General features: G+C 61.0%; 28 protein-coding genes. 17 read left to right on the forward strand and 11 right to left on the reverse strand.

Translation table 11 applies throughout. From position 1 onward, the window contains the following. Window position 1: 1 nt before the first annotated feature. The 4 genes from RV1423_RS22170 (at window position 2) to RV1423_RS22185 (ending at window position 4,009) form a co-directional block, all read left to right on the forward strand. Window positions 2-1,645, forward strand: a complete 1,644-nt coding sequence (locus tag RV1423_RS22170; RefSeq protein WP_051516852.1) for an AMP-binding protein — start codon at window positions 2-4, stop codon at window positions 1,643-1,645. An 83-nt stretch (window positions 1,646-1,728) separates the two neighbouring features. Next, entirely contained in the window at window positions 1,729-2,211 is a 483-nt protein-coding gene (locus tag RV1423_RS22175) for a MaoC/PaaZ C-terminal domain-containing protein (RefSeq protein WP_034301704.1), read from the forward strand. Between the two features lie 12 nt (window positions 2,212-2,223). Further along, window positions 2,224-2,964 carry an enoyl-CoA hydratase/isomerase family protein gene (locus RV1423_RS22180; protein ID WP_034301499.1) on the forward strand — a complete coding sequence of 247 codons (741 nt, stop codon included), beginning with the start codon at window positions 2,224-2,226 and terminating at the stop codon, window positions 2,962-2,964. Window positions 2,965-3,040: 76 nt separating this feature from the next. Then, complete coding sequence (locus RV1423_RS22185) at window positions 3,041-4,009, forward strand: nitronate monooxygenase family protein (RefSeq protein ID WP_034301707.1); 969 nt, start codon at window positions 3,041-3,043, stop codon at window positions 4,007-4,009. A 388-nt stretch (window positions 4,010-4,397) separates the two neighbouring features. Here RV1423_RS22185 and RV1423_RS22190 read toward each other — a convergent pair whose 3' ends face one another. The 8 genes from RV1423_RS22190 to RV1423_RS22225 all read right to left on the reverse strand — a co-directional run bounded on the left by RV1423_RS22190 (window position 4,398) and on the right by RV1423_RS22225 (window position 11,954). Further along, entirely contained in the window at window positions 4,398-5,786 is a 1,389-nt protein-coding gene (locus tag RV1423_RS22190; RefSeq protein WP_231502477.1) for an MFS transporter, read from the reverse strand. Window positions 5,787-5,871: 85 nt separating this feature from the next. Then, window positions 5,872-6,921, reverse strand: a complete 1,050-nt coding sequence (locus RV1423_RS22195) for an amidohydrolase (RefSeq protein WP_034301501.1) — start codon at window positions 6,919-6,921, stop codon at window positions 5,872-5,874. A 2-nt stretch (window positions 6,922-6,923) separates the two neighbouring features. Further along, window positions 6,924-7,610 carry an RraA family protein gene (locus tag RV1423_RS22200; RefSeq protein ID WP_034301504.1) on the reverse strand — a complete coding sequence of 229 codons (687 nt, stop codon included), beginning with the start codon at window positions 7,608-7,610 and terminating at the stop codon, window positions 6,924-6,926. A gap of 36 nt (window positions 7,611-7,646) precedes the next feature. Further along, window positions 7,647-8,849, reverse strand: coding sequence for a pyridoxal phosphate-dependent aminotransferase (locus RV1423_RS22205; RefSeq protein WP_034301507.1), 1,203 nt, complete (start codon window positions 8,847-8,849; stop codon window positions 7,647-7,649). Window positions 8,850-8,885: 36 nt separating this feature from the next. Beyond that, window positions 8,886-9,614: an amino acid ABC transporter ATP-binding protein gene (locus RV1423_RS22210; protein WP_034301510.1), complete on the reverse strand. Its 729-nt coding sequence runs from the start codon at window positions 9,612-9,614 to the stop codon at window positions 8,886-8,888. Beyond that, window positions 9,611-10,330: an amino acid ABC transporter permease gene (locus RV1423_RS22215; protein ID WP_034301514.1), complete on the reverse strand. Its 720-nt coding sequence runs from the start codon at window positions 10,328-10,330 to the stop codon at window positions 9,611-9,613. The genes RV1423_RS22210 and RV1423_RS22215 overlap by 4 nt, the downstream gene beginning before the upstream one ends. Window position 10,331: 1 nt before the next feature. Beyond that, window positions 10,332-11,030 (reverse strand): amino acid ABC transporter permease, encoded by a 699-nt coding sequence (locus tag RV1423_RS22220; protein WP_034301519.1) that lies wholly within the window; start codon window positions 11,028-11,030, stop codon window positions 10,332-10,334. Window positions 11,031-11,135: 105 nt separating this feature from the next. Continuing rightward, the gene (locus tag RV1423_RS22225) at window positions 11,136-11,954 is read right to left on the reverse strand and encodes an ABC transporter substrate-binding protein (protein WP_231502479.1); all 819 of its coding nucleotides are present in this window, start codon (window positions 11,952-11,954) and stop codon (window positions 11,136-11,138) included. A 276-nt stretch (window positions 11,955-12,230) separates the two neighbouring features. Here RV1423_RS22225 and RV1423_RS22230 point away from each other — a divergent pair, with 276 nt between their 5' ends. Together RV1423_RS22230 and RV1423_RS22235 are read left to right on the forward strand one after the other, a co-directional pair. Further along, on the forward strand, window positions 12,231-12,989 hold the full coding sequence (locus tag RV1423_RS22230) for an IclR family transcriptional regulator (protein WP_034301521.1): 759 nt from the start codon (window positions 12,231-12,233) through the stop codon (window positions 12,987-12,989). A 314-nt stretch (window positions 12,990-13,303) separates the two neighbouring features. Then, window positions 13,304-14,413: an SLAC1 anion channel family protein gene (locus RV1423_RS22235; RefSeq protein ID WP_306410728.1), complete on the forward strand. Its 1,110-nt coding sequence runs from the start codon at window positions 13,304-13,306 to the stop codon at window positions 14,411-14,413. Here RV1423_RS22235 and RV1423_RS22240 read toward each other — a convergent pair. After that, window positions 14,399-15,403, reverse strand: coding sequence for a GlxA family transcriptional regulator (locus tag RV1423_RS22240; RefSeq protein WP_034301533.1), 1,005 nt, complete (start codon window positions 15,401-15,403; stop codon window positions 14,399-14,401). The two genes, RV1423_RS22235 and RV1423_RS22240, sit on opposite strands and share 15 nt — an antisense overlap. Window positions 15,404-15,468: 65 nt before the next feature. Further along, window positions 15,469-16,095, reverse strand: coding sequence for a flavin reductase family protein (locus tag RV1423_RS22245; protein WP_034301541.1), 627 nt, complete (start codon window positions 16,093-16,095; stop codon window positions 15,469-15,471). Window positions 16,096-16,235: 140 nt separating this feature from the next. Between RV1423_RS22245 and RV1423_RS22250 the strand changes: the two genes are divergently transcribed. The 4 genes from RV1423_RS22250 to RV1423_RS22265 are packed head-to-tail and all read left to right on the forward strand — an operon-like array spanning window position 16,236 to window position 20,946. Beyond that, on the forward strand, window positions 16,236-18,125 hold the full coding sequence (locus RV1423_RS22250; protein WP_034301543.1) for an ABC transporter permease: 1,890 nt from the start codon (window positions 16,236-16,238) through the stop codon (window positions 18,123-18,125). Beyond that, a complete protein-coding gene (locus tag RV1423_RS22255; protein ID WP_034301549.1) occupies window positions 18,122-18,907 on the forward strand; it encodes an ABC transporter ATP-binding protein in 786 nt (261 codons plus the stop codon). Before RV1423_RS22250 ends, RV1423_RS22255 begins: the two co-directional genes overlap by 4 nt. Further along, window positions 18,904-19,629, forward strand: coding sequence for an ABC transporter ATP-binding protein (locus RV1423_RS22260; RefSeq protein ID WP_034301551.1), 726 nt, complete (start codon window positions 18,904-18,906; stop codon window positions 19,627-19,629). The genes RV1423_RS22255 and RV1423_RS22260 overlap by 4 nt, the downstream gene beginning before the upstream one ends. Window positions 19,630-19,659: 30 nt before the next feature. Then, window positions 19,660-20,946 (forward strand): FAD-binding oxidoreductase, encoded by a 1,287-nt coding sequence (locus RV1423_RS22265; RefSeq protein ID WP_034301553.1) that lies wholly within the window; start codon window positions 19,660-19,662, stop codon window positions 20,944-20,946. Between the two features lie 347 nt (window positions 20,947-21,293). On the opposite strand, the gene RV1423_RS22270 is transcribed toward RV1423_RS22265, so the two are convergent. Beyond that, window positions 21,294-21,767, reverse strand: a complete 474-nt coding sequence (locus RV1423_RS22270) for an Lrp/AsnC family transcriptional regulator (protein ID WP_034301556.1) — start codon at window positions 21,765-21,767, stop codon at window positions 21,294-21,296. Window positions 21,768-21,909: 142 nt separating this feature from the next. Between RV1423_RS22270 and mdeB the strand changes: the two genes are divergently transcribed. From mdeB to RV1423_RS22305, 7 genes are all read left to right on the forward strand, one after another. Next, a complete protein-coding gene (gene mdeB / locus RV1423_RS22275; protein WP_034301559.1) occupies window positions 21,910-24,606 on the forward strand; it encodes an alpha-ketoglutarate dehydrogenase in 2,697 nt (898 codons plus the stop codon). Between the two features lie 113 nt (window positions 24,607-24,719). Next, window positions 24,720-25,109, forward strand: coding sequence for a hypothetical protein (locus RV1423_RS22280; RefSeq protein WP_155835218.1), 390 nt, complete (start codon window positions 24,720-24,722; stop codon window positions 25,107-25,109). Next, on the forward strand, window positions 25,102-25,302 hold the full coding sequence (locus tag RV1423_RS22285) for a hypothetical protein (protein WP_034301565.1): 201 nt from the start codon (window positions 25,102-25,104) through the stop codon (window positions 25,300-25,302). The genes RV1423_RS22280 and RV1423_RS22285 overlap by 8 nt, the downstream gene beginning before the upstream one ends. Then, window positions 25,295-25,684 (forward strand): hypothetical protein, encoded by a 390-nt coding sequence (locus tag RV1423_RS22290; RefSeq protein WP_034301567.1) that lies wholly within the window; start codon window positions 25,295-25,297, stop codon window positions 25,682-25,684. The genes RV1423_RS22285 and RV1423_RS22290 overlap by 8 nt, the downstream gene beginning before the upstream one ends. Beyond that, a complete protein-coding gene (locus RV1423_RS22295) occupies window positions 25,677-25,877 on the forward strand; it encodes a hypothetical protein (protein ID WP_034301569.1) in 201 nt (66 codons plus the stop codon). Before RV1423_RS22290 ends, RV1423_RS22295 begins: the two co-directional genes overlap by 8 nt. Continuing rightward, entirely contained in the window at window positions 25,870-26,070 is a 201-nt protein-coding gene (locus tag RV1423_RS22300; protein ID WP_155835219.1) for a hypothetical protein, read from the forward strand. Before RV1423_RS22295 ends, RV1423_RS22300 begins: the two co-directional genes overlap by 8 nt. Continuing rightward, on the forward strand, window positions 26,063-26,374 hold the full coding sequence (locus RV1423_RS22305) for a hypothetical protein (protein WP_034301573.1): 312 nt from the start codon (window positions 26,063-26,065) through the stop codon (window positions 26,372-26,374). Before RV1423_RS22300 ends, RV1423_RS22305 begins: the two co-directional genes overlap by 8 nt. The last annotated feature ends 45 nt before the right edge of the window (window positions 26,375-26,419 follow it).

The following is a 26,419-nucleotide window of genomic DNA, read 5'->3' on the forward strand; positions in this document are numbered from 1 at the left end:
TATGTCCGCCATCCATTCCGCTATTCCGTCCATCGCCGGCGCCTCGCCGCTGCTGACCACCATGTCGGCGCTGCTGGCGCGCAACGTCGCTCGGCACGGTGATGACATTGCCTTCATTGACGGCGACCGTACCGTCACTTATCGGGAGTTCGATCAACTGGTCCAGCGCAGCGCAGCCTGGCTGGAGCAGCAGGGCATCGTCCCCGGCGACCGTGTCGCCGTGTGGCTGGTCAACCGCATGGAGTGGCTGGCGCTATATTTCGCGCTGGCGCGTATCGGCGCGTCGCTGATGACGGTCAACACGCGCTACCGTTCGCATGAGCTGGCCTACATCCTGGAACGTTCGCAAGCCTGCATGCTGATTTTGCAGCTCAATTTCCGCAAGATCGATTTTCCGGCTGTGCTGCGCGATGTACCGCTGGAGTCGGCGCGCGCGCTGCGTCAGGTGGCGCTGGTCGACGCCGCGGCGGACATGCCGTCGACCGTACTGGGCAAACCGACGGTACGCTTCGATCTGGACAACCTGCCGCAGCGCACCGTCGCCGATCGTGCCCATGCCGACGCCGACAGCATTCTGTTCACCACCTCCGGCACCACCAGTGGCCCCAAACTGGTGATCCATCCGCAACGCACGGTGACGCTCCACGGCCAGCGCGTGGCGCCGGCTTATGGCTTCGAAGAGGAAGGAACGCGCTTGCTGGCCTGTCTGCCGTTTTGCGGCGTGTTCGGTTTCAACGCCATGATGGCCGCTTTCACGGCGGCCAAGCCGGTGGTCATGATGGATACCTTCGACGGTCCTGCCGCCGCCGAACTGATCAACCGGCATCGCGTCACGCATGTATTCGGCAGCGACGAACTGTTCCGCCGCATCATCGAAAACGGCAGCGGCGAGCCGCCGTTCCCTTCCGCCCGGGTATTCGGCTTCGCCAGTTTTCATCCAGGCATCGTCGAGTACACGCAAATGGCCTGGACACGCGGTATCCCCATGATAGGCCTGTACGGTTCCAGCGAAGTGCAAGCCTTGTTTTCATTGCAATCGCGCGATCTGCCGCTGGAGGAACGTATCAAGGGCGGCGGCAGACCCGCCAGTCTGGGGCAGGGGGCAGAGATCCGTATCCGCGATATCGACAGCGGAAAGCTGCTCGGCCCGGGACAGAGCGGCGCCATCGAGATCCGTGCCGACACCAATTTCAGCGGTTATTTGAACAACCCTGAAGCCACCGCCAAGGCCATCGATGCCGACGGCTTTTTCCGTACCGGCGATGTCGGCTTTCTGCGCGAGGATGGCAGCTTCGTGTATCAAACGCGCCAAGGCGACGCCATGCGCCTGGGCGGTTATCTGGTCAGTCCGGCGGAAATCGAAGATATGCTCAAGACCCTGCCTGGCGTGGTGGATGTGCAGGTAGTGGCCGTCGAAATCGGGGACCAGACACGACCGGTGGCGTTCGCCATCGGTGCGCCCGGCAACACGTTGCAGGAAGCCGAGATGAAGCGCGCGGCGGCAGCGGTGCTGGCGCCTTTCAAGGTGCCGGCGCACATCTGGCAGGTGGATGAGTTTCCGACCACCCAGAGTTCCAACGGCACCAAGATACAACGCGTCAAACTGCGCGACATGGCCATGCAGCGACTGGCGCAGGCAGCCTGAACGGCAGGGCGGCATCGATAGAAATGCGCGGCGTGGGAATCCCGCCGCATCAGAACAATGAGTCCAACGAATCGGAGAACAGCATGAGTTCCTACTACCTGGAAGATTTCAAACCGGGCCAGGTTTTTGTCAGCAGCGGACGCACCATCACGGAAGCCGATCTGACTTTCTTTTCCATGATTTCAGGCGACTGGAATCCGATCCACGCCGATGCCGAATTTGCCGGCCAGACCCGTTATCAGCAGCGTGTCGTGCATGGCGCGCTGGGCATTGCGATCTGCACGGGCATGCTGCATCAGATCGGCATCTTCGAGAAATCGGTAATTGCCATGCTGGGCCTGCGCAATTGGAATTTTCTCAAGCCCCTGCTGATCGGCGACACGGTTCACCTGGAACTGCACATCACCTCGGTCGAAGCCGGCAAGAGCGGCCGCAGCGGCAAGCTGGAGCGGCGCTTTCATCTGATCAACCAACGCGGCGAGATCGCCCAGGAAGGCGACAGCGAAGTGCTGGTGCTGACCCATGAAGGCGCTCGCCGGCAGGCTGATGCCGCCAAGCCGGCCTGACAAGGAATGCACATGACGCAACTGGTGACCCGCAGCGACCACGACGGTCTGGCGACGCTGAGCCTGAACCGGCCGGAGAAAATGAATGCGCTGACCGTGCAGATGTTTGTCGAGCTGAACCAGCATCTGGCGCAACTGGAACAACAAGCCGACAGCATAGGCGCGGTGGTCTTGCGTGGCGCAGGCCGCTGCTTTTCGGCTGGCAACGACTTGCACGATCTGGCGGCCGGTCAGCCATTGCCGCAGCCGCATCTGCAGGCGCGTACCATCGATCGCCTGGCGCGTTTGCCCCAGCCTGTGATCACGGCGGTGCATGGGCACTGCTATACCGGTGCGCTGGAACTGGCGCTGGCCGGCGATCTGATCATTGCATCAGCCTCGGCCAGATTTGCCGATACCCATGCCAAGTGGGCACTGACGCCGCTATGGGGCATGAGCCAGCGCCTGCCGCGACGCGTGGGCGCCGCCCGTGCGCGCGAGATCATGCTGCTGGGGCGCACTTATAGCGGCGTCCAGGCACAGGCCATGGGGCTGGCCAATTTCTGCGTGGCGGATGCGGATTTCGATGGCGAGGTCGCGGCGCTGGCGCGTGAACTGCTGGCCGGTTCATGGTTCTCGCATCGCGCCAACAAGCGCCTGCTGCTGGAGACCGATGGCCTGTCACTCGACGCCGGACTGGCGCATGAAGTGTTCCGCAACGCCGGAAAAGGGCCCGATATGCAGGAGCGTATCGCCGCCTTCGGCAAGAAGTAGCCGGCGCCATGCCGCAAGCTCGGCTTGGTCCGAAGCATGCAAATAATCCACTCATTCCAATGTATCGATGACGTTCATGACCGATCTATTGCTTACCAGCCCTGCTAGCCTGCCCGGCAGACTACGCGTCCCCGTGATCGCCTCGCCCATGTTCCTGGTGTCCAACCCCGCCCTGGTGATCGCCCAATGCTGCGCCGGCATCGTCGGTTCGTTTCCGGCGCTCAATGCGCGCCCGCAGGAAGAACTGGGCAATTGGCTCACGCAGATCGAGACAGCGCTGCAGGCCTGTCATGCGGCCGAGCCTGATCGCATCATTGCGCCGTATGCGGTCAACCTGATCGTGCATCAATCCAATACCCGCCTGCAGGATGATCTGGCCACATGCGTGAAACATCGTGTGCCCATCGTGATCACTTCGCTGCATGCGCCGGATCTGGTGGTGGAAAAAGTGCATGCCTACGGCGGCATCGTGCTGCACGATGTGACCACGCTGCGCCACGCCAGGAAGGCCATCGCCGCCGGCGTGGACGGCCTGATACTGGTGTGCGCCGGAGCCGGCGGCCATGCCGGAGCGCTCAGTCCGTTCGCGCTGGCGGCGGAGGTGCGCGCCATCTTTGACGGGCTGCTGGTGCTGGCCGGCTCCATCAGCAACGGGGCCGGCGTGTTGGCGGCGCAAGTCATGGGTTGCGATCTGGCCTACATGGGCACGCGTTTCATTGCCTCCGAAGAATCTGCGGCGCAGCCGCTGCATAAACAAATGATCGTCGACGGCAGTGCCGCCGATATTATCTACACGCCCTATTTTTCGGGGGTTCCCGGCAATTATCTGAAACCCAGCATTCGCGCCGCCGGTCTCGATCCGGACAACCTGCAGCCGCAAGACAAATCGGCGGCCGATTTCGGCAAGCCAAAACGCTGGAAAGATATCTGGGGCAGCGGCCATGGCATCGGCGCCATCCGGGACATCCTGCCGGCGGCGGAGATCGTGCGGCAACTGGCCGAACAATATGCGCAGGCGCGCGCTCGCGTCGGCGCGTCACTGTGAGCCAGAGTGTTTTTTACCTGCGCCTTGGAGCATGGAGTCTGGTTCTTGGTATTCCAAGTGCTGAAAATTAGAACTCATTTCATAAACAGGTGTGAGATGCGTTCCTCCCAGAAAAGGCGCTGGCAAGGCATGCCAGGCGCAAGGAGCGCGACGCGGCCTGCACCCAAACAGGGCCAGCTCGCACTCACGCCTATTTATGAATTGAGTTCTAGTAAAACGTGCAGACGACGATGTGGAAATCTTCTACGACTGTCAGACAGCCTGGGATTTATTTCGCGAAGCATTGGCTGGTCAGATGCCGCCTCTGCTTCATTTTGCGCCTGACGCGGCGGTCAGGTTCGTCAAAATATTTGCATCTTCTGCTTTTATCTACGCGATATCCAGCCCGCTATTGCAGATGAAAACGCACCCGACCAAGACTGACGATGCAAGCCATGCCGGACAAGATGCTGGCGCACCAAAGCACCGTCGAAAACGGCGTGGACGACGCCGCCAGCACCAGCGCCACCACCGATGCGCCGGTGGTTTGTCCGACCAGGCGAGCGGTCCCCAGCATGCCGCTGGCGCCGCCGGTGCGTGAACGCGGCGCTGCGCTGATCATGGTGCGATTGTTGGGCGACTGAAACAGACCGAATCCGAAGCCGCACACCGCCAGTTGCAATGCGAGCATGGTATCCGCAGTAGCGGCATCGACCGTCAGCAACGACAGCAGGCCGAGCGCCATGATCGCCAGGCCGACGCCGCCCAGCAAACCGGCCGAAACGCGGTCCGACATCTTGCCGGCCAATGGTGCGGTCAGCGCCACCGCGATCGGCCACGCTGTCAGCAGCAAACCGGCATGTGGAGCACTCATGCCCAGATGATTCTGCAAGAAGAACGGCAACATCACGAAAGCGGCGGTCGATGCCGCAAACGAACAAGTCGAGGTGCCGATCGACAACGCAAACAAGGGGATCCGCAACAGATCGAGCGGCAGCATCGGCGCGGTTTTCGATTGCAAGCGCAGCAACAGCGTCAATGCAATCGCGGTCACGCATGCGCAGACTACCGCGATAAGCCAGTGTTGCAAATGGCCGACCGCATCCACGGTGTACAGCAGCATGCCGATGAACACCATGCACAGCACGGCGCTGCGCAGACTATACCGGTGCTCGGAAAGGGCATTGAATGGCAAGGAACGCAAGCCGATCGCCAGCGATATCAGCCCGAGCGGAATATTGATCAAGAACAGCCAGTGCCAGGAAGCGACATGTAGAATCACGCCGGCAATTGTCGGTCCCAGCGCCGTCGCGGTGCCGGCCACCAGCGCGTTATAACCGATCGCCCTGCCTAGCAGACGGCTGGGGTAGATGAAACGGATCAACGCGGTATTGACACTGAGAATGCCCGCCGCGCCCACACCCTGCAGCACGCGCGCCAGACTCAGTTGCAGCATGCTGTCGCTAATCGAGCAGGCCAGCGAGGCCACGGTAAACATCGCCAATCCAACCAGATAAATACGCCGATAGCCGATCACTTCGCCCAGCGACGCCAGCGGCAACAGGCAGACTGCCATCGCGATCTGATAACTGTTGATGATCCAGATCGCCTCGGATGCAGTGGCGCGCATGTCGGTGGCGATCGACGGCAAGGCCAGATTGGCAATCGAGCCGTCCATCACCGCAATTGCCACTGCCAGCACTATCGTGACAATCGCCAACAGGCGTCTTTCTTCCGGCAAACCGTCGACGCCATCGACCCCGGCCTTGTCCTTTTTATCTCTTATCGGAACTTGCACTCTGTTCTCTTTCTCTGAAATCGCCACGCCGACACGCGTGTCGCGACGAAGTATTTCATCAAATCGAAAATTTTTCCGTGCGCCCTCAGGCCGGAAAAACAATCCGATAGAGTCTGGCCGCATTGCCGCTGAACAGCGCGTCCTGCTCGTCGGGAGAACAGCCGGCCGCCAGCCGCTTGAATGCGTTCCAGACGCATAGATAATTGAACATGCCCTTGTCCACCGGGAAATTGCTTTCGAACATGCAGCGCTGCACACCGAACAGATCGAGGCAGCTTGCCACATACTGTTTCCAGGCGTCTGCCAACTGCTGCGACGATGGCGGCAAGGCTTGCAAATGAAAATCCCAACCGCCGACCGGCATGCCCAGACCGCCGATCTTCAGGAACACATTCGGCAAGCCGGCCAGCGCCGCCATGTCGCGCCGCCAAATGGCGAATACCTCGCGACGCTGTGCGGCATACGCACCGGCGCCGAGCGGGCCGCCGGCGTGATTCAACACGATGACGGTTTCCGGGCAAGCGCGCGCCAACGCATACACTTCCGGCAATTGCGTGTGATAAGCCCATATGTCCAGCGACAATCCGAAGCGGCTCAGTTGCGCCGCTCCCTGTCGAAACGCGGCATCGGACAGCAAGCCCGGCGGAGGCTGAATCGGATTGGAACGAATTCGTTCATCGGCATGCCAGGCGGTTGAATTGCGAATCCCGCGCAGCCTGCCGCCGCCGGCATGCTGCAATGCCTCCAGTACCGGTGCGACGTTCGCACCGAGACGCAGATCGGCGCAACCGACGATCGCCGCGCACGCTCTTGCGGCTCCATACAAGCCGGATGCCGATTGCGCGGCCACGCCGTTGATGAACTCAACCTCGCCGACCGGTTTCAATGCTTCCGGACCGTTCTCCCGGTACATGGTCCGACATTGCACGAATACGGTCGCGACGACATTGTGCCCGACATTAAGATCGGCCATCAGCTCGTCGAACAGATAGCGTCCGGTCGGCCGGTCCCACAAATGATGATGGGCATCGACGATCGGCAGGTCCGGCAGCAGCACCGGCTCCGTGTGCAGCGCCAGCCAGTCTTCGCGGATGGCCAGATGCGGCGAATGCCCCGGCTTATGCTCGCTCTGCATGTTTAGCCTTGGCGTGCAACTTGTTCGCAATTCAGTTTTTGCAGTGCGGCGTCGACCCAACGCCGGTCGCTATGACCGGCAACGATGTTGGCCATTTGTGCCGCTTCCGCATCGTTCTTTTTCTTGGCGTCAGCATACACCGTCGCCAGATCGGCAAACGGCACACACAGCAAGCCGTCGCTGTCGCCGATCACCAGATCGCCGGGCGCGATCACCATGCCGTCGATGGCGATCGGCACATTGATTTCGCCGGGGCCGTCTTTGTAAGGTCCGCGATGCGTCACTCCGGCCGCGAAGACGGGGAAACTGCCGGCCTGAATCGCCGCCAGATCGCGCACCGCGCCATTGACCACGATGCCGCCCAGCTTGCGCTGAATCGCATGCGCCACCATCAGCTCGCCGATGATCGCATTGCTCATGTCGGCGCCGGCATCAACCACTACGATGTCGCCCGGCTCAGCCAGATCCAGCGCCTTGTGTACCATCAGATTGTCGCCGGGACGCGACTTCACCGTGATCGCCGCGCCGGCCAGCTTGCCGCCGAGATGCAGCGGCCGCAAACGGGTTCCTGCTGCAGTCATGCGAGACATCGAGTCGCTGATGTTCGCGACCGGTATCTCTGCGAAGCGGCGGACGTCTTCGTCGCTGACCTTCCGGCGACGTTCAAAGATTCGAAAACCTGCAGTCATGATGTACTCCGTTGTTTTTCAGAATTCGCTGCAAGATCAGCGCAGCGTTGCGCAAAAGCGCTGCACGCGCGCACAAGCGTCGCGCAACTGCTCGGTCGCCGCCGCATAAGACAGACGGAAATTCCCCGCCTGCCCGAAAGCGCTGCCATGCACCAGCGCCACGCCTTCCGCCTGCAGCAAGGCAGATACAAAATCTTCATCGGTGTTCAGCACAGCGCCGTCTTCGGTACGTTTTCCGAGCAACTCGACGCACGACGGAAAGACGTAGAATGCGCCTTCCGGCGTCGGGCAATCCAGACCCGGCGCCGCGTTCAGCATCGACACCACCAGATCGCGGCGCTCCTGGAATACCTCGCGGCTCATGGCTATGTAATCCTGCGGGCCGGTCAATGCCTCTACGGCAGCCCATTGCGATACCGAACTGGCGCCTGAAGTAGTCTGCCCCTGAATTTTTTCCATCGCCTTGATCAGCGCCAGCGGACCGCCGGCATAGCCAATGCGCCAGCCCGTCATTGCATAGGCTTTGGACACCCCGTTCATGGTCAACGTACGCTCGTACAATTGAGGCGCCAACTGAGCCGGCGTGGTGAACTTGAAATCGCCATAGGTCAGATGTTCATAGATGTCGTCGCTCAGAATCCAGACATGCGGATGACGCAGCAGCACCTCGGCCAATGCTTGCAATTCTTCTCTGGTATACGCAGCACCGCTGGGATTGCACGGTGAATTGAACATCAGCCATTTGGTGCGCGGCGTGATGGCTGCCTCCAGCTCAGAGGCGGTCAGCTTGTAATTGCTGGCCCGTGATGCCTGTGCGAATACCGTCGTACCGCCGCATAGCGAGACGAGTTCCGGGTAAGACACCCAATACGGGGCTGGCACGATGACCTCGTCGCCGGGATTGACGGTTGCCATCAACGCATTGGCGATCACTTGCTTGCCGCCGTTGGAAACGATGGTTTGCGCGACCGTGTAATCCAGTTGATTTTCGCGTTTGAATTTGTCGACGATCGCTTCGCGCAATTCGGTAATGCCGGCCACTGCGGTGTATTTGGTTTCGCCTCTGCCGATGGCGGCAATCGCCGCGCGCTTGATGTTGTCCGGCGTATCGAAATCCGGCTGGCCGGAACTGAGGGCGATGATGTCGCGCCCGGCCGCTTTCAGTTCGCGGGCTTTCTGGCTGACGGCGATGGTGGCGGAAGGTTTTATACGCGCTAACGATGCGGAAAGAAAAGACATGGATCAGCTTTCATTGAAAAATAATGTTCGAAAAAATCAGGCGTGCCGGATATCGGCCACGAATCTCTGCGCGCGCGGATGCTGCGGCCGCTCGAAAAAGTCTTGCGGCGTGGCGCGTTCCAGCACTTCGCCGTCGGCCATGAAAATCAGTCGATCGGCGACTTCGCGGGCGAAACCCATCTCATGCGTGACGCAGATCATGGTCATACCCTCGCCAGCCAGTTGTTTCATCACCTGCAATACTTCGCCGACCATTTCCGGGTCAAGCGCGCTGGTCGGCTCGTCGAACAGCATCACCGGCGGCTTCATCGCCAACGCGCGCGCAATCGCCACGCGCTGTTGCTGCCCTCCGGACAACTGCCCGGGATAGGCCTCGGCCTTGACTGACAGGCCGACCTTGTCCAGCAGGCCGAGCGCGACTTCCTTCGCCTCTTTTTCATCCGTCTTCAAGACGCGGATAGTCGCCAGCATCACATTGCGCAGCACGCTCATGTGCGGGAACAGATTGAATTGCTGGAACACGAAACCGATGCGGCTTCTGAGTTTGTTGACATCGACGCCGTTGCCGTAAATGTCCTGGCCGTCGACGTAAATATTGCCGTCGTTGATCGGTTCCAGCCGGTTGACGGTGCGGATCAGGGTCGACTTGCCCGAACCGGATGGCCCGCAAACGATCACCACTTCGCCGCGCTTGACGGTTTCGTTGACGTCGCGCAGCGCGTGATAATCGCCGTACCATTTATTGACATTGTTGAATCGGATCATGACATGGCCCTCGGCTGAATTCTCAATTGACGTTTTTTTGTAATCTTCTTCTCGATCTTGCCGACTGCCGTGCTCAGGCTGTAGCAGATGACGAAATAAGTCATCGCCAGAATGAAATACACCTGGAACGGTTTGGTCAGCAATTGGGCATTGACCTGATAGGCCGAATAGGTCAGTTCGTTGACGCTGATGATGTAGGCCAGCGAGGTATTCTTGATCAGCGAAATCAACTGATTCAAAATGCTCGGAATCATGTTGAACAGCGCCTGCGGCAGCACGATGTCCGACAGTGTCCTGAAATAGCCCATGCCGAGCGAACGCGCCGCTTCAACCTGTCCTTTGGGAATGGCCTGAATGCCGGCCTTGATGACTTCGCCCAGAAATGCAGTTTCATAAGCCACTAACGCGCAGATGACGGTGGTGGTGCCGGAGATCGACTTGCCGGTCAGTAGCGGTACGATGAAATAGGCCCAGAAGATCAGCATCAGCACCGGCAAGCCGCGCAAGGTGTGCACGATGGCGGCCGACGGCAAGGCGATCCAGCGGATGCTGCTGGTGCGCGCAATGCCGAACAGGACCGCCAGCGGAAAAGCACAGACCAGACCGGCGACGGCCAGAATCAGCGTCAGCGAAAGACCTCCCAGCGGACCGTGCGGAAATTCGCCGATCAGCAGTTGCAGGCCGTAGGTTTTTAGAATATCGAAAATGCCGAACATGTCAGCGCTCCTTTACCTGCAGATGCCTGCTGTTGTAATACGCGCCCAGCGCCATGATGCCGAACGACAGCAGCAAATAGAATGCCGATGCCAGTGCAAAGGTTTCGAAAGTGCGATAGGTTTCGTTTTCGATCTGGCGGCTGGCGTATGTCATTTCGCCCACACCGATGGCCATTGCCAGACTGGTCGATTTGAACAGGCTCAGCGATTGATTGATCAGCGGCGGCACCGAGATGCGTATCGCTTGCGGCAGCAGCACGTCGCGCATGGCTTGCGCATAGTTCAGGCCGAGCGCGCGCGCCGCTTCCATTTGCTCGCGCGCCACCGAACGCAAGCCGCTGCGCAAGTCTTCCGACATGTATGCGGCGGAGTTGAGCGACAGAGCGATCAGGGCAAAGATGAATTCACCGTTGTGCTCGTTGATGAACTGAGTGATGGAATCTGGCAGCAGCTCCGGCACGCCGAAGTACCAGACGAAAATTTGCACCAGTCCCGGCACGTTGCGATGGTAATTGACATAGGCGGCAATCGCCCATTCGAGCGGGCGCACCGCCAGCGAACGCAAGGCTACCAGCATGATCGCCAGCGTAAATGCAGCAATCCATGCCAATACAAACAGCGTCAGCGTATTGACGACGCCGCCGATCAGCCATTTGAGGTATTGCCCATGCAGGACAACGCCAAAATCGAGGTTAAGCATCTGGGTTGCTTTCGCCAACAGGAAATCAAGGGAGGCTCTGCAGTGCATGGGCGCTGACAAGCTGCATGAGCGCTCCAATCCGCAGAACCTGTCGAACGAAACCGATCAGGACTGGAATGTCGAGATAGGAGTCAGTTTCTTTTCGCGCACAATGTTGAACTTGGTTTTTGGACCGAACCATTTAGTCCACAAAGCATCGATTTCGCCGGACTTTTCCATCTTATCCAAGGCCTCGTTCACCGCTTTCAGCAAAGCCGGCTCGTTCTTCTTCACGCCCAATGCGGTCGGTTCCCATGCCAGGCTGCCGTCGAGAAATTTGTATTGGCCATTGGATTCGTTGACGAAACGCACACCGGACGGTTGCGACAAGGCCAGGCCTTGCACTTTGTTCTGCGCCAGCGCCAGGAAGGCTGCGGGGGTATCCTGGAAGGTCAGAATGGTTGCCTTGGGCAAGGCGCGGCGGGCGAACAGTTCGGGAGTCGATCCCTTGTTGGCGCTGATGCGCTTTTCAGCCAGGTCTTCCACTTTGTTGAATCCGCCATTGCTGTGCGCAATCAGCTTGATCGGCGTCTGATAGTGGGATGAGGTGAAGTCGATCTGCTCCGCGCGCTCCTTGGTGTAACCCAGCGCGGCTGACACCAGATCGACGCGGCCCAACGCCAGTTCCGGCACACGCGCCTCGACCGATACACCTTTGTGCTCCAGCTTCACACCCAGTTGCTTGGCAACCGCGCCGCACATGTCGACGTCGAAACCGACCACTTGGCGGGTTTCGGGGTCTTGAAATCCCAATGGTTCGCTGCTGGTCAAGGTCGCACAGATCAAGGTGCCGCGCGCCTTGATATCGGCCAGCCTGTCCGCGTATGCGGAGGTACAGACAGCAAAGGATAAAACTGTCGCAGCCAGAGCGATCTGCGCTTTCATTTTCGGAGCCAAAGTCATCGTCAACCCTTTCATTTTTTGAACCATCGGATAAAGCATGAAATAAATCATAATGTCATTATGATTTTTAAACAAGCATAATTTTCTTTTTATTTTCATACACTTAGAACGCTCCCTGCCGCAGTGCAAAATCATCGCGAGAGTGCAATAATTGCGCCGGACGAGTGCAAAAAATCGACATCCGACACCAGATTGGTGCGACGCGTCAGACCATAAAAAATGGTACGCTCAAACCATTCTTCAATTTAAAAATAACCTATGAGTAAAGAGAAAGAAGCCCCGCCGGATCGCATCGTTTTAGGCGCAGAACGCAGCCTGGCGATCCTGAGCGCATTTATCGATGCGCCGGAATCGCTGGGTCTGAAAGAGCTGGAAGCAAGAACCGGATTATTCAAAAGCGTCATTTGCCGCTACATGCTGTCATTCATCAAACACGGCTATGTGGTGCAGCGGCAAGACAATTCTTACCAGTTGGGACCGAAAGCCTTTCAGCTTGGCAAGGCATTCGAACAGAAATTCAATTACGCGGACTTTATCCTGCCGGCGCTGCAAAAGATGGTAAAAGAAACCGGCGAAAGCGCCGCTTTCTATATCAGACAACTGGATAAGCGCCTGTGTCTGTATGCTGCAGAATCTGCGGAGTCGGTGAAGGCGACTGTGAAGGCGGGGTCGCTGTTTGAGATCGACAAGACATCCAGTTCGCAGGTGCTGCGCTTCTTTTCGGTGCCGGGCAATGCCGCCAGATCGGACGGCCGCTATGTCTGTATTTCTGCTGGCATCAACAATCCGCTGTCGTCGTCGATGTCGGCGCCGGTGTTCGGAGCGGGCAATGCTTTCATTGGCGCGCTGACGATCTTCGGCTTGTCGCTGCGCTTCGATCCGGCCACCAGCGAACTGATGCGAGCCAAGCTGCTGGCCTTTGCGCAAGAGTTATCAGCGCAGTTGGGCGCGCATGGAATTTATCAAAATGCGACCAGCGAAATATTTGATGAACTGGCGTCGGCGCAAGCTGCATGAGCTTGTCTTCCCCGGATTTTGCCGCTTGAGCGGCAATAAAAAGCGCATCGATTGTGAGTTAAACCTTGAAATTTGTCTCATGGTGCGCCATAACCGAGGCCTGACTATTCAGGCCGCCTGCATTGCATAGCAGGTGAGTTGCCGTTCAGCGATCCAGTTACGGCTGATAAGGCTGACAAGGCGGCAAACAGCATCCGAATAGAGTTCTCATGAGGAAAACGTCTAGGCGTCTTTCACGCTGATGCGATGGTCGGCGCTTGCCGGGCATGAGCAGGAAAAAATCTGTGGCGCATTACTCCATCTCGTGAGCCGTTTTGGGGACAACTCTCGTTCCTTTTGGGACAAACCGGAACAGATCGCACACACGCCGCTGCCGCCGGGGCAGAATCCAAACGTCCAACCACAAGCTGTACCTGAACAATGGAGTCTGTATGGAATCTGCCCAAGCGAGCCGCGCAATGACAGCGCGTGCATCATCCGTCCGCCATTTGCCGATCGGCCTCTTCGGCTCTGTCATGAGCGTCGCCGGGCTCTCCCTGGCGTGGCGTCTTGCCAACAAGGCCTATGGCGATCATGCACACATCGCGGTGTCGAACACCATAGGCGTCGTTGCGCTGGCGCTGTTCGTTGTCTTGACCCTGTCCTACCTGAACAAGCTCGTCAGGTTTCCCGACGTGGTGAAGCTCGAGTTTTCACATCCCGTCATCGGCAGTTTCTTTGGCACGGTAGGCATCAGTATCCTGCTGCTGTCGAGCGTGATCGGCAGCTACAGCACTTCCGCACAGTTGGTCGTGTGGACGATCGGAACGGTGGCGACATTGGCTCTTAGCGTGGTCATGATGTCGCGGCTCTTGAATGGAAATGCAGCACCCGCAACGATGGTTCCTGCCTGGTTGATTGCAGGTGTCGGCAGTCTCGACATCGTGGTGACGGGCGGCGCGCTTGCATCGGGATGGACGCACGAAGTGAATCTGTTCGCCGCAGCCGTGGGCGGCGTCAGCGCGGTCGTGTTCTTTATTCTGATTCTTTCCCGGTTGATTCATCATGAACCTCTCGCGGCGGCCATGCGCCCGTCCAAGATGATATTGGTTGCGCCGTTTGCGGTCGGCTTTATTGCTTACGTCAATCTGGTGCAAAGAGTCGATATGTTTGCGGCGCTATTGTTTTACTTCGGTTTGTTTTTGTTCGCCATTATCTTCTATCGTCTTCTGGTGAAACCGGCGCCGTTTTCGCCGGCGTGGTGGGGAATCGGTTTCCCGATGGCGGCATTGAGCAACGCTGCATTCATGTATTCCGCAGCCGTCGGCGGCAAAGGCCTGGCGTTGATTGCCGCGCTGCTGCTGTTCTTGCTCACGGCGTCGATTGCAGTGCTTTCATGTCGCACGGTACATGCGTTGCTCACCGGCCGCCTATTGAGCGCTTGACGATATCGGCTCCGACGCATTGGTCCGGGGGATGTCATCCGCACGGAAGCGCTCCCTGTAGTGCTTTGGCGTGGTGTTCAATCGCCGCGAGAAAATCATTCGCATCTGCGTCGCATTGTTGAATCCGCATCGGAAGGCGACGGTCTTGAGCGGAACGTCCGTCTCCTCCAGCAGCTTCCGCGCAAAATCGATACGCACCTGTTCAACAAAAACAGACGGCGTGACGTGCGCATGCTTGGCAAAAGCGCGCGAGAAGGTGCGCCGGCTGACGCCTACCGCGTCGGCAATTTCTTCAATGGTCAATGCATCGCCGATATGGTCGGTGACATGCTTCAAGACCTTGGCGACCAGCGAGTCTTCGTCCGGGCCGACCGCAAGATAAGGACTGTATTGCGACTGGCCGCCATCGCGACGGATGTAAACGATGAGGCGTTTCGCGACTTTCATCGCGAGTTCGTGTCCCCAATCCTCGGCGACAAGCGACAGACACAGGTCAATTCCGGCGGTGACGCCGCCGCACGTGAAGAGGTTGCCGTCGCGGACGAATATCTTGTCGGGCCTGACGTTCAGATCGGGAAACTGTTTGGCAAGCCGCTTTGCATGGTCCCAATGCGTCGTCACTTCGCGGCCCGCGAGAAGTCCGGCGTGGCCCAGCAGAAACACGCCGTTGCATACGGCGCCAAACTTCGCGGCGCTGCGCGCCCGTGCGTTCAGCCAGGTCAGAAAGGCGCCGTCCGGTCGATATTCCGGCACCCTTGGTCCGCCGGCAACAAGCAGCAGGTCGCTTTCCGAATCAAAATTCGGATAGTCGACATGGACCTTGAACTCTATTCCGCTTGAACACATGACGCTGTCGGAGCGCTCGCCAACGAGCGTAATCTCGTAATGGTCCTTCTTGGGCAGCAACAGATTGGCCTCCGCGAAAACGTCGAGGGGGCCGGCCACGTCAAGCGCTTGCACGCCGTCAAAGACAACCAAAGTCAATTTCATCGAATGATTCCTCTTTTCCCGGGCGATGTCCGTTTGCGGGGCGGCTCACCATGTTGGCCGCGGACTTATTTCTCCCAGCCGCGCGGCCGCGACAATGCGAAGTTGGCGTCGCTGCGCGTGCGTCCGTACCAGTCGCCGCCCATGCGCGAGAGCAGATTCAGTTTGACGGGATCGGGCAATTGCTTGTCGTTCAGGATGCTCTCGTCGAAATGCGCGGCCAGCACCCGGCCCAGCAGGATGTGGCACGAAGGCGCATCGGCGGGGTAGGGCGTGCAACTGACAAGTTCGCATTCCAGGCTGACCGGTGCGGCGGCGACGCGCGGCGGCCGGACCAGCGATGACGGTGCGGCGGCGATGCCGCATTGTTCGAACTCGCTGATGTCGGCGTCATACGAAAACGAGGTTTCGTTCATGGCGTCGGCCATCTCGAAGCTGACCAGATTGACCACCAGTTGCCCGGTCTCCTGCGCATTGCGCACGGTGTCCTTGATGCCGCCGTCACGCTGCACCAGCGGCGAGATCATGAGCGTCGGCGGTTTGCCGGTAATCATCTGGAAGAAGCTGAACGGCGCCAGGTTGCTGACGCCGGCGGCGGAGATGGTGGAGACCCAGGCGACCGGCCGCGGGATGACGGCCGAAGCCAGCCAGCTATAAGCCTGACGCGGATCGACCTGAGAAAAATCCAGAAACATAGAAGCTCCTTTGTCGGAATGAGGATAGGACGGGACGCGGATAACAGCGACATCGTATACTCTAGCCGGAATCATTCACGGCGGCACGCACAAGGTCACGGCAACCCAGCGCGGCAACCCGCCCCAGGCATAGACAAGGCATGACTCTCTCCAGCCTCATAGTACAGATGATCAACGGCCTCGCCGACGCTTCCGCCATGTTCCTGGTGGCGGCCGGGCTGTCGCTGATCTTCGGCGTGACGCGCATCGTCAACTTCGCCCACGGCTCGTTTTACATGCTGGGTATTTTTATCGCCTATACGCTGGTGAGCCTGATCGGCGCCAGCGGCATCGGTTTCTGGAGCGCGGTGCTGCTGTCGGCCTGCGCCGTTGCGCTGCTCGGCGCGGTAGTCGAGATCGCGATCCTGCGCCGCATTTATCGCGCGCCGGAATTGTTCCAGTTGCTGGCCACCTTCGCGCTGGCGCTGGTGCTTAAAGACGCCGCGCTGTATGTATGGGGGCCGGAAGATCTGTTCGGCCCGCGCGCGCCCGGCCTGGCCGGTTCGGTGGAACTGCTGGGCCGCCGCCTGCCGCAATACGATCTGGCGCTGATCTGCATCGGCCCGGCGGTGCTCGGCCTGCTGTGGCTGTTGCTCAACCGCACGCGCTGGGGCACGCTGATCCGCGCCGCCACGCAGGACCGCGACATGGTCGGCGCGCTTGGCATCAATCAGTCGCGGCTGTTTACCGGCGTGTTCGCACTCGGCTGCTTTCTCGCCGGACTGGGCGGCGCGCTGCAAGGGCCGCGCATTCCCGCCAATCTGGCGCTCGACCTGGAAACCATCGGCAATGCTTTCGTGGTCGTCGTGGTCGGCGGCATGGGGTCGATCGGCGGCGCCTTTTTGGCGGCCCTGCTGATCGCCGAAATCAAGGCGCTGTGCGTCGCGTTCGGGCAGGTGTCCATCGGCGGCGTCGCGTTCTCGCTCTCCAAGCTGACACTGGTGGCGGAGTTCCTGGTGATGGCCTGCATTCTGGTGGTGCGTCCCTGGGGTCTGCTCGGCAAGCCGCAGGCCGCCAGCCGCGTCGCCGGACCGCCGGAAGCGCCCCTGCGTCCGGCTGGCGCGACGCAGCGCAAGCTGTTGCTGGCCGGGCTTGCGCTGTTGCTGGCCGCGCCGCTGTTGTCGGCAAGCTTTCCCTATCTCACCGTGCTGCTGGTGGAAATCCTGATCGCCATCCTGTTTGCCGCCAGCCTGCATTTCATGATGGGGCCGGGCGGCATGCACTCATTCGGCCACGCCGCCTATTTCGGACTGGGCGCCTATGCGGCGGCGCTGGCGCTGACCAGGCTGCAATTGCCGATGGAAGCGGCGCTGATCGTCGGACCGCTGGCGGCGGCAGGCGGCGCGCTGTTGTTCGGCTGGTTCTGCGTGCGCCTGTCGGGCGTGTATCTGGCGATGCTGACGCTGGCATTCGCGCAGATCGTCTGGGCCGTCATCTATCAGTGGGACGACGTCACCGGCGGCAGCAACGGCCTGGTCGGGATCTGGCCGTCGGACTGGGCGGCTGCGCCGACGGCATTCTATTACCTGGCGCTGGCCTTGAGCGTCATCGGCGTGTGGCTGCTGCGCCGCGTGCTGTTCTCGCCGTTCGGCTACGCCATGCGCGCCGGCCGCGATTCGCCGTTGCGCGCCGAAGCCATTGGCATCGACGTCAGGCGCGTGCAGTGGATGGCGTTCGTCGTGGCGGGCCTGTTCTGTGGTGTGGCGGGTGCGTTGTTTGCGTTTTCCAAAGGCAGCATTTCTCCCGAAGCGATCAGCGTCGGCCGTTCGGTCGACGGCCTGGTGATGGTCATGCTGGGCGGCTTGCAGACCCTGCTGGGACCGGTGGTCGGCGCGGCGGTGTTCACCTGGTTGCAGGATGTCGTCGCGCGCGAGACCGATTACTGGCGCGCGCTGCTGGGCCTGACGATCCTGGCGCTGGTGCTGTTGTTCCCGGCGGGCATCGCCGGGTTTTTCAGCCGCCATGCCGATCGCGGGGAGGAGGCGGCATGAGCCTGCTGCAAGTCCGCGATATCAGCAAAGCCTTCGGCGGCGTCAAGGCGCTCGACGGCGTGTCGTTCGACCTTCCTGCCGGCCAGTTGCTGGCGCTGCTCGGACCCAACGGCGCTGGCAAGTCGACCTGCTTCAATATCGTCAACGGCCAATACCGGCCCGATGCCGGATCGGTGCGTTTCGACGGCCATGACATCGGCGGCATGAAACCGCGCGACATCTGGCGTCTCGGCGTCGGCCGCACCTTCCAGATTTCGGCGACCTTCGGTTCGATGACCGTAGTGGAAAACGTGCAGATGGCGCTGATCTCGCGCGAGCGCAAGTTGTTCCGGCTGTGGCGACTGGCGGCTTCATTCTTCCGCGACGAGGCGATGGAGCTGCTCAACCAGGTCGGCATGGCGGCGCAGGCGCAGCGTCCCTGCGGCGTGCTGGCCTACGGCGACGTCAAGCGCGTCGAGCTGGCGATCGCGCTGGCCAATCGCCCGCGCCTGTTGTTGATGGACGAGCCCACCGCCGGCATGGCACCCGGCGAACGCAACGACTTGATGGCGCTGATCAAAAAACTGGTGGTCGAGCGCAAGGTCTCTGTGCTGTTCACCGAACACAGCATGGATGTGGTGTTCGCCTTCGCCGACCGCATGATCGTGCTGGCGCGCGGCCGCATCATCGCCGAAGGCGATGGCGAGGCCATCCGCAACCATCCCGAGGTGCAGGCGGTGTATCTCGGCTCCGGCAAGACATTCGAAAAACGAAGAAGCGGCAAAACGGAGGACCTGTCGTGAACGCCGCGACGCAGGACGTCCTGCTCAGGGTGGAAGGCCTTAATGCTTTTTACGGTCGCGCCCACATCCTGTTCGATGTCGCCCTCGAGGTGCGGCGCGGCGAGGTGGTGGCGCTGATGGGACGCAACGGCGCCGGCAAGTCGACCACGATGAAGGCGATCATGGGCCTGATGGATCGCGCGCAAGGCAAGGTCGATTTTCTCGGCAAGGACATCAGCCGCGCCAGGCCGCACCAGATTGCGCGCATGGGCATGGGTTATGTGCCGGAAGACCGGCGCGTGTTCGCCGACCTGAGCGTGCTGGAAAACCTTGAAGTCGGCCGCCAGCCGCCGCGTCCCGGCGCGGTCGCATGGACGCCGCAAAAGCTGTTCGCGCTGTTTCCCAATCTCGGCGAGATGCCGCAACGCCTGGGCGGCCGGATGAGCGGCGGCGAACAGCAAATGCTGACCGTGGCGCGCACGCTGATGGGCAATCCCTATCTGGTGTTGCTGGACGAGCCGTCCGAAGGCGTGGCGCCGGTGATCGTCGAGCAGATGGCCGACATGATCATGACGCTCAAGCGCGAAGGCATGTCGATCCTGCTGTCCGAACAGAATCTTCATTTCGCCGAACTGGTCAGCGACCGCGCCTATGTGCTGGAGAACGGCCACGTCCGCTATCAGGGCACGATGGACGAACTGGCGGCAGACGCAGCGGTGCGCCACGCCTATCTGTCGGTGTGAATGTGCCGCGAAGCTCTTATACTTGAGGGCATGACCTCCCAAACTTCCCCTTCCTCCGCCTCCCGTCACGTTGTCGTCATCGGCGCCGGCGCCATCGGCCTGATGAGCGCACTGAACGCCCTCGACCAGGGCCTGCAAGTCACCATTGTCGATCCCGGCCAGCCCGGCGGCGAACATGCATCGAGTTACGGCAACGCCGGCTGGCTGTCGTCGCACTCGGTGCTGCCGCCTTCGGAGCCGGGCGTGTGGAAAAAAATCCCCGGTTTCCTGGCCGATCCGCTCGGCCCCTTGTCCATCCGCTGGCGCTATCTGCCGCGCACCTTGCCTTGGCTCATGCGCTATCTGGTTGCAGGCTCCACCGAAGCGCGCATCACCGCCACCGCCGCGGCGCTGCGTACCCTGCTTCACGGCGCCGCGCAGCTCCATCAGCGGATGGCGGAACAGGCCGGGATCTCCCATCTGATCGATCTCGGCGGTTTGCTGCACGTCTATCGCTCGCGCCGGCATTTTGAAGCGGACGCCAGAGGCTGGCGCATCCGCCGCGATCTGGGCATCGCCTGGCAGGAATTGTCGGCGCAGGAGTTGCGTGAGCGCGAACCGGACCTGGACCCGGGCTACGGTTTCGGCGTGCTGATCCCGGAGGCGGGACATTGCCGCAATCCCGGCGCTTACATCGCGGCGCTGGCGGCGCATGCCTGCGCGCGCGGCGCCCGGCTGACGACGGCCACCGCCAGCGGTTTTCGTTTTGAGCAACAACGGCTTGCAGCCGTGCTGACCGATGGCGGCGACATCGCCTGCGACGCCGCCGTCATCGCTGCGGGCGCACAGTCGAAAGCACTGGCCGCGCAAGCCGGCGACAAGGTGTCGCTGGAAGCCGAGCGCGGCTATCACGCCATGGTGCTGGCGCCGGAAGGCCGTCCGCGCACGCCGATGATGATCATGGACCGCAAGGTCATCGCGACCCAGACCGAACAGGGATTGCGCGTTGCCGGCCAGGTCGAGATCGCCTCGTTCGAAGCGGCGCCGGACTGGCGCCGCGCCGAGATCATGCGCGACATCGCCTTGCAGTTGTTCCCCGCGCTGCCGCGCGACCTTCCGGCCAGCCGCGTGCGCTACTGGCTGGGGCGCCGTCCCAGCACACCCGACGGCTTGCCATGCATCGGCCCGTCGACGCGCAGTCCCGACATCATCCACGCGTTCGGACACGGCCACATCGGGTTGGGCTCGTCTGCTCGCACCGGCCGGCTGGTCGGGCAACTGTTGGCGCGGCAAGCTCCCGAGATCGATCTGGCGCCGTTCAGCGCGCAGCGGTTCTGACTTAGCTGATTTAGGCGGGGAATGCTCCCGCCGCCCCATTCCCCGATAGCACGCCGGTTCGCGAGAACCTGGCACGGCATGCTTGCCTCACGGCAAAAACATGTCGATTCATCTCATCAGGAAAACCCCGATATTCGCGCAGTCTGATTTACCGGAGAATCCGTTCATCAGATTGAAGTACCGGAAAAAGCTGAGGATGAATTTGTTAGAGGGGTAGTGGTAGTGGGGTGAGGGAACGAGGTGCAGTATGGCCTCATTAGCCGGCGTGATGAGCGCAGGCGTTCAGGCGGTTCGCAGCAATGCGGGCCGCTTTTTTTTTGCGGTCCGTGCTTGCCCGTCTGGCGCGATCAGTGCGGCATGTTGTCGATCGGCAGCGCGGTCTTGTATTTGACTTGCTTGAGCGCAAAGCTGGAGCGGATGTTCTTGATGCCGGGAATCTTGGTCAGGTGATCGAGCACGAAATGCTCCAGCGCCTGCAAGTCGGGCACCACCACGCGCAGCAGATAATCCTCGTCGCCGGTCATCAGGTAAACCTCCATCACTTCGTCAAACGCGCTGACCGCTGTTTCAAACCGCGCCAGCGCCGCCGACTCCTGTTTCTCCAGGCTGACCTTGATGAAGACATTGACTTTCAACCCGAGCAGATGCGGATTGCCGAGCGCGACATAGCGCGAAATGATGCCCTCGTTTTCCAGCCGTTTGACGCGCGCCAGCGTCGGTGACGGCGACAGGTTGATCTTGGCGGAAAGCTCCAGGTTGCTGATGGCGCTGTTTTGCTGCAGCATCTTCAGGATACGTAAATCGATGGCGTCGAGTTCCATATGCGAAATTTATCTCCGTTAAATTTTCATTGACGGTATATTCTGCTGCTCATTGTAGGCCAAACCTCGCATTTCAGTAACTCATGCCGCGCCATCCGGCGTACATTCATGAGATTGACCAGGAGGAGACCGGAAAGTGGATATGTCATCAGCCAGCGGCATTGCCAAAGACATCGATATCGATGCGCAAGAGACCCAGGAATGGCTGCAGGCGCTGCAGGGCGTATTGCAGGAAGTCGGCCCGGACCGCGCGCGCTTCCTGCTGTCGCGCCTGTCCGCTGCCGCCCAGCAGTGGGGCATCAACTGGCGCGACGCCCGCAACACGCCCTACATCAACACCATCCGTCCCGAGCAGGAACCGCCTTTCCCGGGCGGCTCCGACGCCCAGGCGATCGAAGAACACCTGGCTTCCGTGATGCGCTGGAACGCGCTGGCGATGGTGGTGCGCGCCAACCGCGCCTATGGCGAACTCGGCGGCCACATCGCCAGCTACGCCTCCGCCGCCGATCTGTTTGAAGTCGGCTTCAACCATTTCTTCCGCGCGCGCGACGACAAGTTCGCCGGCGATCTGGTGTACTTCCAGCCGCACTCGGCGCCGGGCATCTATGCGCGCGCTTTCCTCGAAGGCGCGCTGACCGAGGACGACCTCGGCTTCTATCGCCGCGAGATCGAAGCCAAGAAACACGGCAAGCAAGGCCTGTCCTCGTATCCGCATCCGTGGCTGATGCCGGACTTCTGGCAATTCCCGACCGGCTCGATGGGCATCGGCCCGATCAATGCGATCTATCAGGCGCGCTTCCTGCGCTACCTTGAACATCGCGGCCTGCTGCAAGACCAGGACCGCAAGGTGTGGGGCGTGTTCGGCGACGGCGAAATGGACGAGCCGGAATCGCTGGCGGCATTGAGCCTGGCCTCGCGCGAAAAACTCGACAACCTGATCTTCGTGGTCAACTGCAACCTGCAACGCCTGGACGGTCCGGTGCGCGGCAACGGCCACATCGTCGACGAACTGGAAACCCTGTTCGCCGGCGCCGGCTGGAACGTCGTCAAGCTGCTGTGGGGCTCGGACTGGGATGGCCTGTTCGCCCGCGACAAGGATGGCGAATTGTTGGACGCGCTCAACCGCACCGTCGACGGCCAGTTGCAGACCTTCGCCGCCAACGACGGCGCCTTCAACCGCGAACGCTTCTTCGGCCAGACGCCGGGTACCCGCAAGATCGCCGAGACGCTCACCGACGAAGAGATCAACCGCCTGCGCCGCGGCGGCCACGACATGAAGAAGATCCATGCCGCCTACTACGCCGCCGCCAACCATCGCGGCCAGCCGACCGTGATCCTGGCGCAGACCAAGAAGGGCTACGGCATGGGCGCCGCCGGCGAAGGCAAGATGACCACGCACCAGCAAAAGAAACTCGACGAAGAAGTGCTGATCGCCTTCCGCAACCGCTTCAAGCTGCCGATCAGCGACGAGCAATGCAAGAACCTGGCCTTCTACAAGCCGGCCGCCGACAGCGCCGAGATGAAGCACCTGCTGGCGCGCCGCGCCGCGCTCGGCGGCCGCATGCCGCGCAGGATTTCCAGCGTCGCGGACGAAGCCAGGCTCAGCGTGCCGGCCATCGAGACCCACGCCACATTCGCGCTCGACGCCGAAGGCAAGGAAATGTCGAGCACCATGGCGCTGGTGCGCATGCTCAGCAGCATGCTCAAGGACGCCGACTTCGGCAAATACGTGGTGCCCATCGTCGCCGACGAAGCGCGCACCTTCGGCATGGCCAACCTGTTCCGCCAGGTCGGCATCTATTCCTCGCAAGGCCAGTTGTACGAACCGGAAGACATCGGCTCCATCCTGTCCTACCGCGAAGCCAAGGACGGCCAGATACTGGAAGAAGGCATCACCGAAGCCGGTGCGATCTCGTCGTGGACGGCGGCGGCGACCAGCTATTCGGTGCACGGCCTGCCGATGCTGCCGTTCTACATCTATTACTCGATGTTCGGCTTCCAGCGCATCGGCGACCTGATCTGGGCGGCGGCCGACCAGCGCGCGCGCGGTTTCCTGATCGGCGCCACCTCCGGCCGCACCACGCTCGGCGGCGAAGGCCTGCAACACCAGGACGGCAGCAGCCACATCATCGCCGCCGGCATTCCCAACTGCGTGTCCTACGACCCGGCCTACGCCTACGAGATGGCGGTGATCGTCGACGACGGCATGCGCCGCATGCTGGAGCGCAACGAAGACGTGTTCTATTACATTACCGTCACCAACGAAAACGAAGCGCAGCCGAGCATGCCGCAAAGCGGCGACGTGAAGGAAGGCATCCTGCGCGGCATGTACTGCCTCGAAGCGAAAGCCGGCGCGCAGGTGCGCCTGCTGGCCGCCGGTCCGATGCTCAAGGAAGCGCTGTCCGCCGCCCGCACATTGCAGGAGCAGTTCGGCGTGACGGCCGAAGTCTGGAGCGTCACCAGCTTCACCGAACTGGCGCGCGACGGTATCGCCGCGGAACGCCATCATCGCCTCCATCCCGGCGAGACCACGCGCCTGCCGTACGCGACGCAGCAACTGCAATCGAGCCAGGCCCCGGTCATCGCCGTCAGCGACTACGTGCGCGCCTTGTCCGAAAGCATCCGCGCCCACGTCCCGGCGCGCTACGTCACGCTCGGCACCGACGGTTTCGGCCGCAGCGACACGCGCGCCAACCTGCGCGACTTCTTCGAGGTCGATGCGCGCTGGATTGCTTACACCGCGCTGACCGAAGTGTTCGGCGCCGACGCCGCCAGACTCAAGGACGCCGCCGCCACACTGGGTATCGATCTGGACAAGCCGTTGTCGACGTCGGTCTGATGCCATCCCTGTTACGTCTGTCGTCCTGACGCGAGTCAGGATCCAGTGTCTTGGCGACCGTTTCAAGACGCTGGGTCCCAGCGTGCGCTGGGGCGACGATGAGGGGAGAGAAATTGGCTGACCTGCGCGATTTCTTCGAGGTGTATATCGCGCCGACTGAAGTGTGCGACGCCGACGCCGCCAAACTCAAGGACGCCACCGCCAAATTGTCTGTCGTCCTGACGCAAGTCAGGATCCAGTGTCTTGGCGACCGTTTCAAGACGCTGGGTCCCAGCGTGCGCCGGGACGACGATGAAGGGGAGGAGTTGGTTGACCTGCGCGATTTCTTCGAGGTCTATATCGCGCCGACCGAAGTGTGCGACGCTGCCGCCAAACTCAAGGACGCCGTCGCCAAATTGTCTGTCGTCCTGACGCGAGTCAGGACCCGGTGTCTTGGCGGCCGTTTCAAGACGCTGGGTCCCAGCGTGCGCCGGGACGACGATGAGGGGAGAGAAATTGGCTGACCTGCGCGATTTCTTCGAGGTGTATATCGCGCCGACTGAAGTGTGCGACGCCGACGCCGCCAAACTCAAGGACGCCACCGCCAAATTGTCTGTCGTCCTGACGCAAGTCAGGACCCGGCGTCTTGGCGGCCGTTTCAAGACGCTGGGTCCCAGTGTGCGCTGGGACGACGATGATGGGAGAGAAATTGGCTGACCTGCGCGATTTCTTTGAGGTGTATATCGCGCCGACTGAAGTGTGCGACGCCGACGCCGCCAAACTCAAGGACGCCACCGCCAAATTGTCTGTCGTCCTGACGCAAGTCAGGATCCAGTGTCTTGGCGACCGTTTCAAGACGCTGGGTCCCAGCGTGCGCCGGGACGACGATGAAGGGGAGGAGTTGGTTGACCTGCGCGATTTCTTCGAGGTCTATATCGCGCCGACCGAAGTGTGCGACGCTGCCGCCAAACTCAAGGACGCCGTCGCCAAATTGTCTGTCGTCCTGACGCAAGTCAGGACCCAGCGTCTTGGCGGCCGTTTCAAGACGCTGGGTCCCAGCGTGCGCTGGGACGACGATGAGGGGAGAGAAATTGGCTGACCTGCGCGATTTCTTCGAGGTGTATATCGCGCCGACTGAAGTGTGCGACGCCGACGCCGCCAAACTCAAGGACGCCGCCGCCAAATTGTCTGTCGTCCTGACGCAAGTCAGGACCCAGTGTCTTGGCGGCCGTTTCAAGACGCTGGGTCCCAGCGTGCGCTGGGACGACGATGAGGGAGGAGGAATTGGCTGACCTGCGCGATTTCTTCGAGGTCTATATCGCGCCGACCGAAGTGTGCGGCACCGACGCTGCCAAACTCAAGGACGTCGTCGCCAAATTGTCTGTCGTCCTGACGCGAGTCAGGACCCGGTGTCTTGGCGGCCGTTTCAAGACGCTGGGTCCCAGCGTGCGCCGGGACGACGATGAGGGGAGAGAAATTGGCTGACCTGCGCGATTTCTTCGAGGTCTATATCGCGCCGACCGAAGTGTGCGGCACCGACGCTGCCAAACTCAAGGACGTCGTCGCCAAATTGTCTGTCGTCCTGACGCAAGTCAGGACCCAGCGTCTTGGCGGCCGTGCCAGGACACCGGACCCCGGCACGCACCGGGACGACGGCGATCGAGAGGAATTGTCTGAACAGAACGGCATTCCAGCCACGGACGGCGTTTCTTCATGGCCCACCATGATATCCCTGAGTGAGGTGAGGACTTTGACGCAAAAAACGCCATCTTCCCCGCCAAGCCAGTAAAATGCTGACTTCGTCCGGCCTCGCAGCCGGCAGCCACTGGTTTTG

It is taken from the genome of Herbaspirillum sp. RV1423 (assembly GCF_000577615.1).
Taxonomy (GTDB): domain Bacteria; phylum Pseudomonadota; class Gammaproteobacteria; order Burkholderiales; family Burkholderiaceae_D; genus Herbaspirillum.

Bases quoted from the DNA above. Each gene is read 5' to 3' on its own strand.
- RV1423_RS22170 (WP_051516852.1), top strand. From the start codon at position 2: ATGTCCGCCATCCATTCCGCTATTCCGTCCATCGCCGGCGCCTCGCCG.
- RV1423_RS22175 (WP_034301704.1), top strand. From the start codon at position 1,729: ATGAGTTCCTACTACCTGGAAGATTTCAAACCGGGCCAGGTTTTTGTC.
- RV1423_RS22180 (WP_034301499.1), top strand. From the start codon at position 2,224: ATGACGCAACTGGTGACCCGCAGCGACCACGACGGTCTGGCGACGCTG.
- RV1423_RS22185 (WP_034301707.1), top strand. From the start codon at position 3,041: ATGACCGATCTATTGCTTACCAGCCCTGCTAGCCTGCCCGGCAGACTA.
- RV1423_RS22195 (WP_034301501.1), bottom strand. From the start codon at position 6,921: ATGCAGAGCGAGCATAAGCCGGGGCATTCGCCGCATCTGGCCATCCGC.
- RV1423_RS22200 (WP_034301504.1), bottom strand. From the start codon at position 7,610: ATGACTGCAGGTTTTCGAATCTTTGAACGTCGCCGGAAGGTCAGCGAC.
- RV1423_RS22205 (WP_034301507.1), bottom strand. From the start codon at position 8,849: ATGTCTTTTCTTTCCGCATCGTTAGCGCGTATAAAACCTTCCGCCACC.
- RV1423_RS22210 (WP_034301510.1), bottom strand. From the start codon at position 9,614: ATGATCCGATTCAACAATGTCAATAAATGGTACGGCGATTATCACGCG.
- RV1423_RS22215 (WP_034301514.1), bottom strand. From the start codon at position 10,330: ATGTTCGGCATTTTCGATATTCTAAAAACCTACGGCCTGCAACTGCTG.
- RV1423_RS22220 (WP_034301519.1), bottom strand. From the start codon at position 11,030: ATGCTTAACCTCGATTTTGGCGTTGTCCTGCATGGGCAATACCTCAAA.
- RV1423_RS22225 (WP_231502479.1), bottom strand. From the start codon at position 11,954: ATGAAAGCGCAGATCGCTCTGGCTGCGACAGTTTTATCCTTTGCTGTC.
- RV1423_RS22230 (WP_034301521.1), top strand. From the start codon at position 12,231: ATGAGTAAAGAGAAAGAAGCCCCGCCGGATCGCATCGTTTTAGGCGCA.
- RV1423_RS22240 (WP_034301533.1), bottom strand. From the start codon at position 15,403: ATGAAATTGACTTTGGTTGTCTTTGACGGCGTGCAAGCGCTTGACGTG.
- RV1423_RS22245 (WP_034301541.1), bottom strand. From the start codon at position 16,095: ATGTTTCTGGATTTTTCTCAGGTCGATCCGCGTCAGGCTTATAGCTGG.
- RV1423_RS22250 (WP_034301543.1), top strand. From the start codon at position 16,236: ATGACTCTCTCCAGCCTCATAGTACAGATGATCAACGGCCTCGCCGAC.
- RV1423_RS22255 (WP_034301549.1), top strand. From the start codon at position 18,122: ATGAGCCTGCTGCAAGTCCGCGATATCAGCAAAGCCTTCGGCGGCGTC.
- RV1423_RS22265 (WP_034301553.1), top strand. From the start codon at position 19,660: ATGACCTCCCAAACTTCCCCTTCCTCCGCCTCCCGTCACGTTGTCGTC.
- RV1423_RS22270 (WP_034301556.1), bottom strand. From the start codon at position 21,767: ATGGAACTCGACGCCATCGATTTACGTATCCTGAAGATGCTGCAGCAA.
- mdeB (WP_034301559.1), top strand. From the start codon at position 21,910: ATGTCATCAGCCAGCGGCATTGCCAAAGACATCGATATCGATGCGCAA.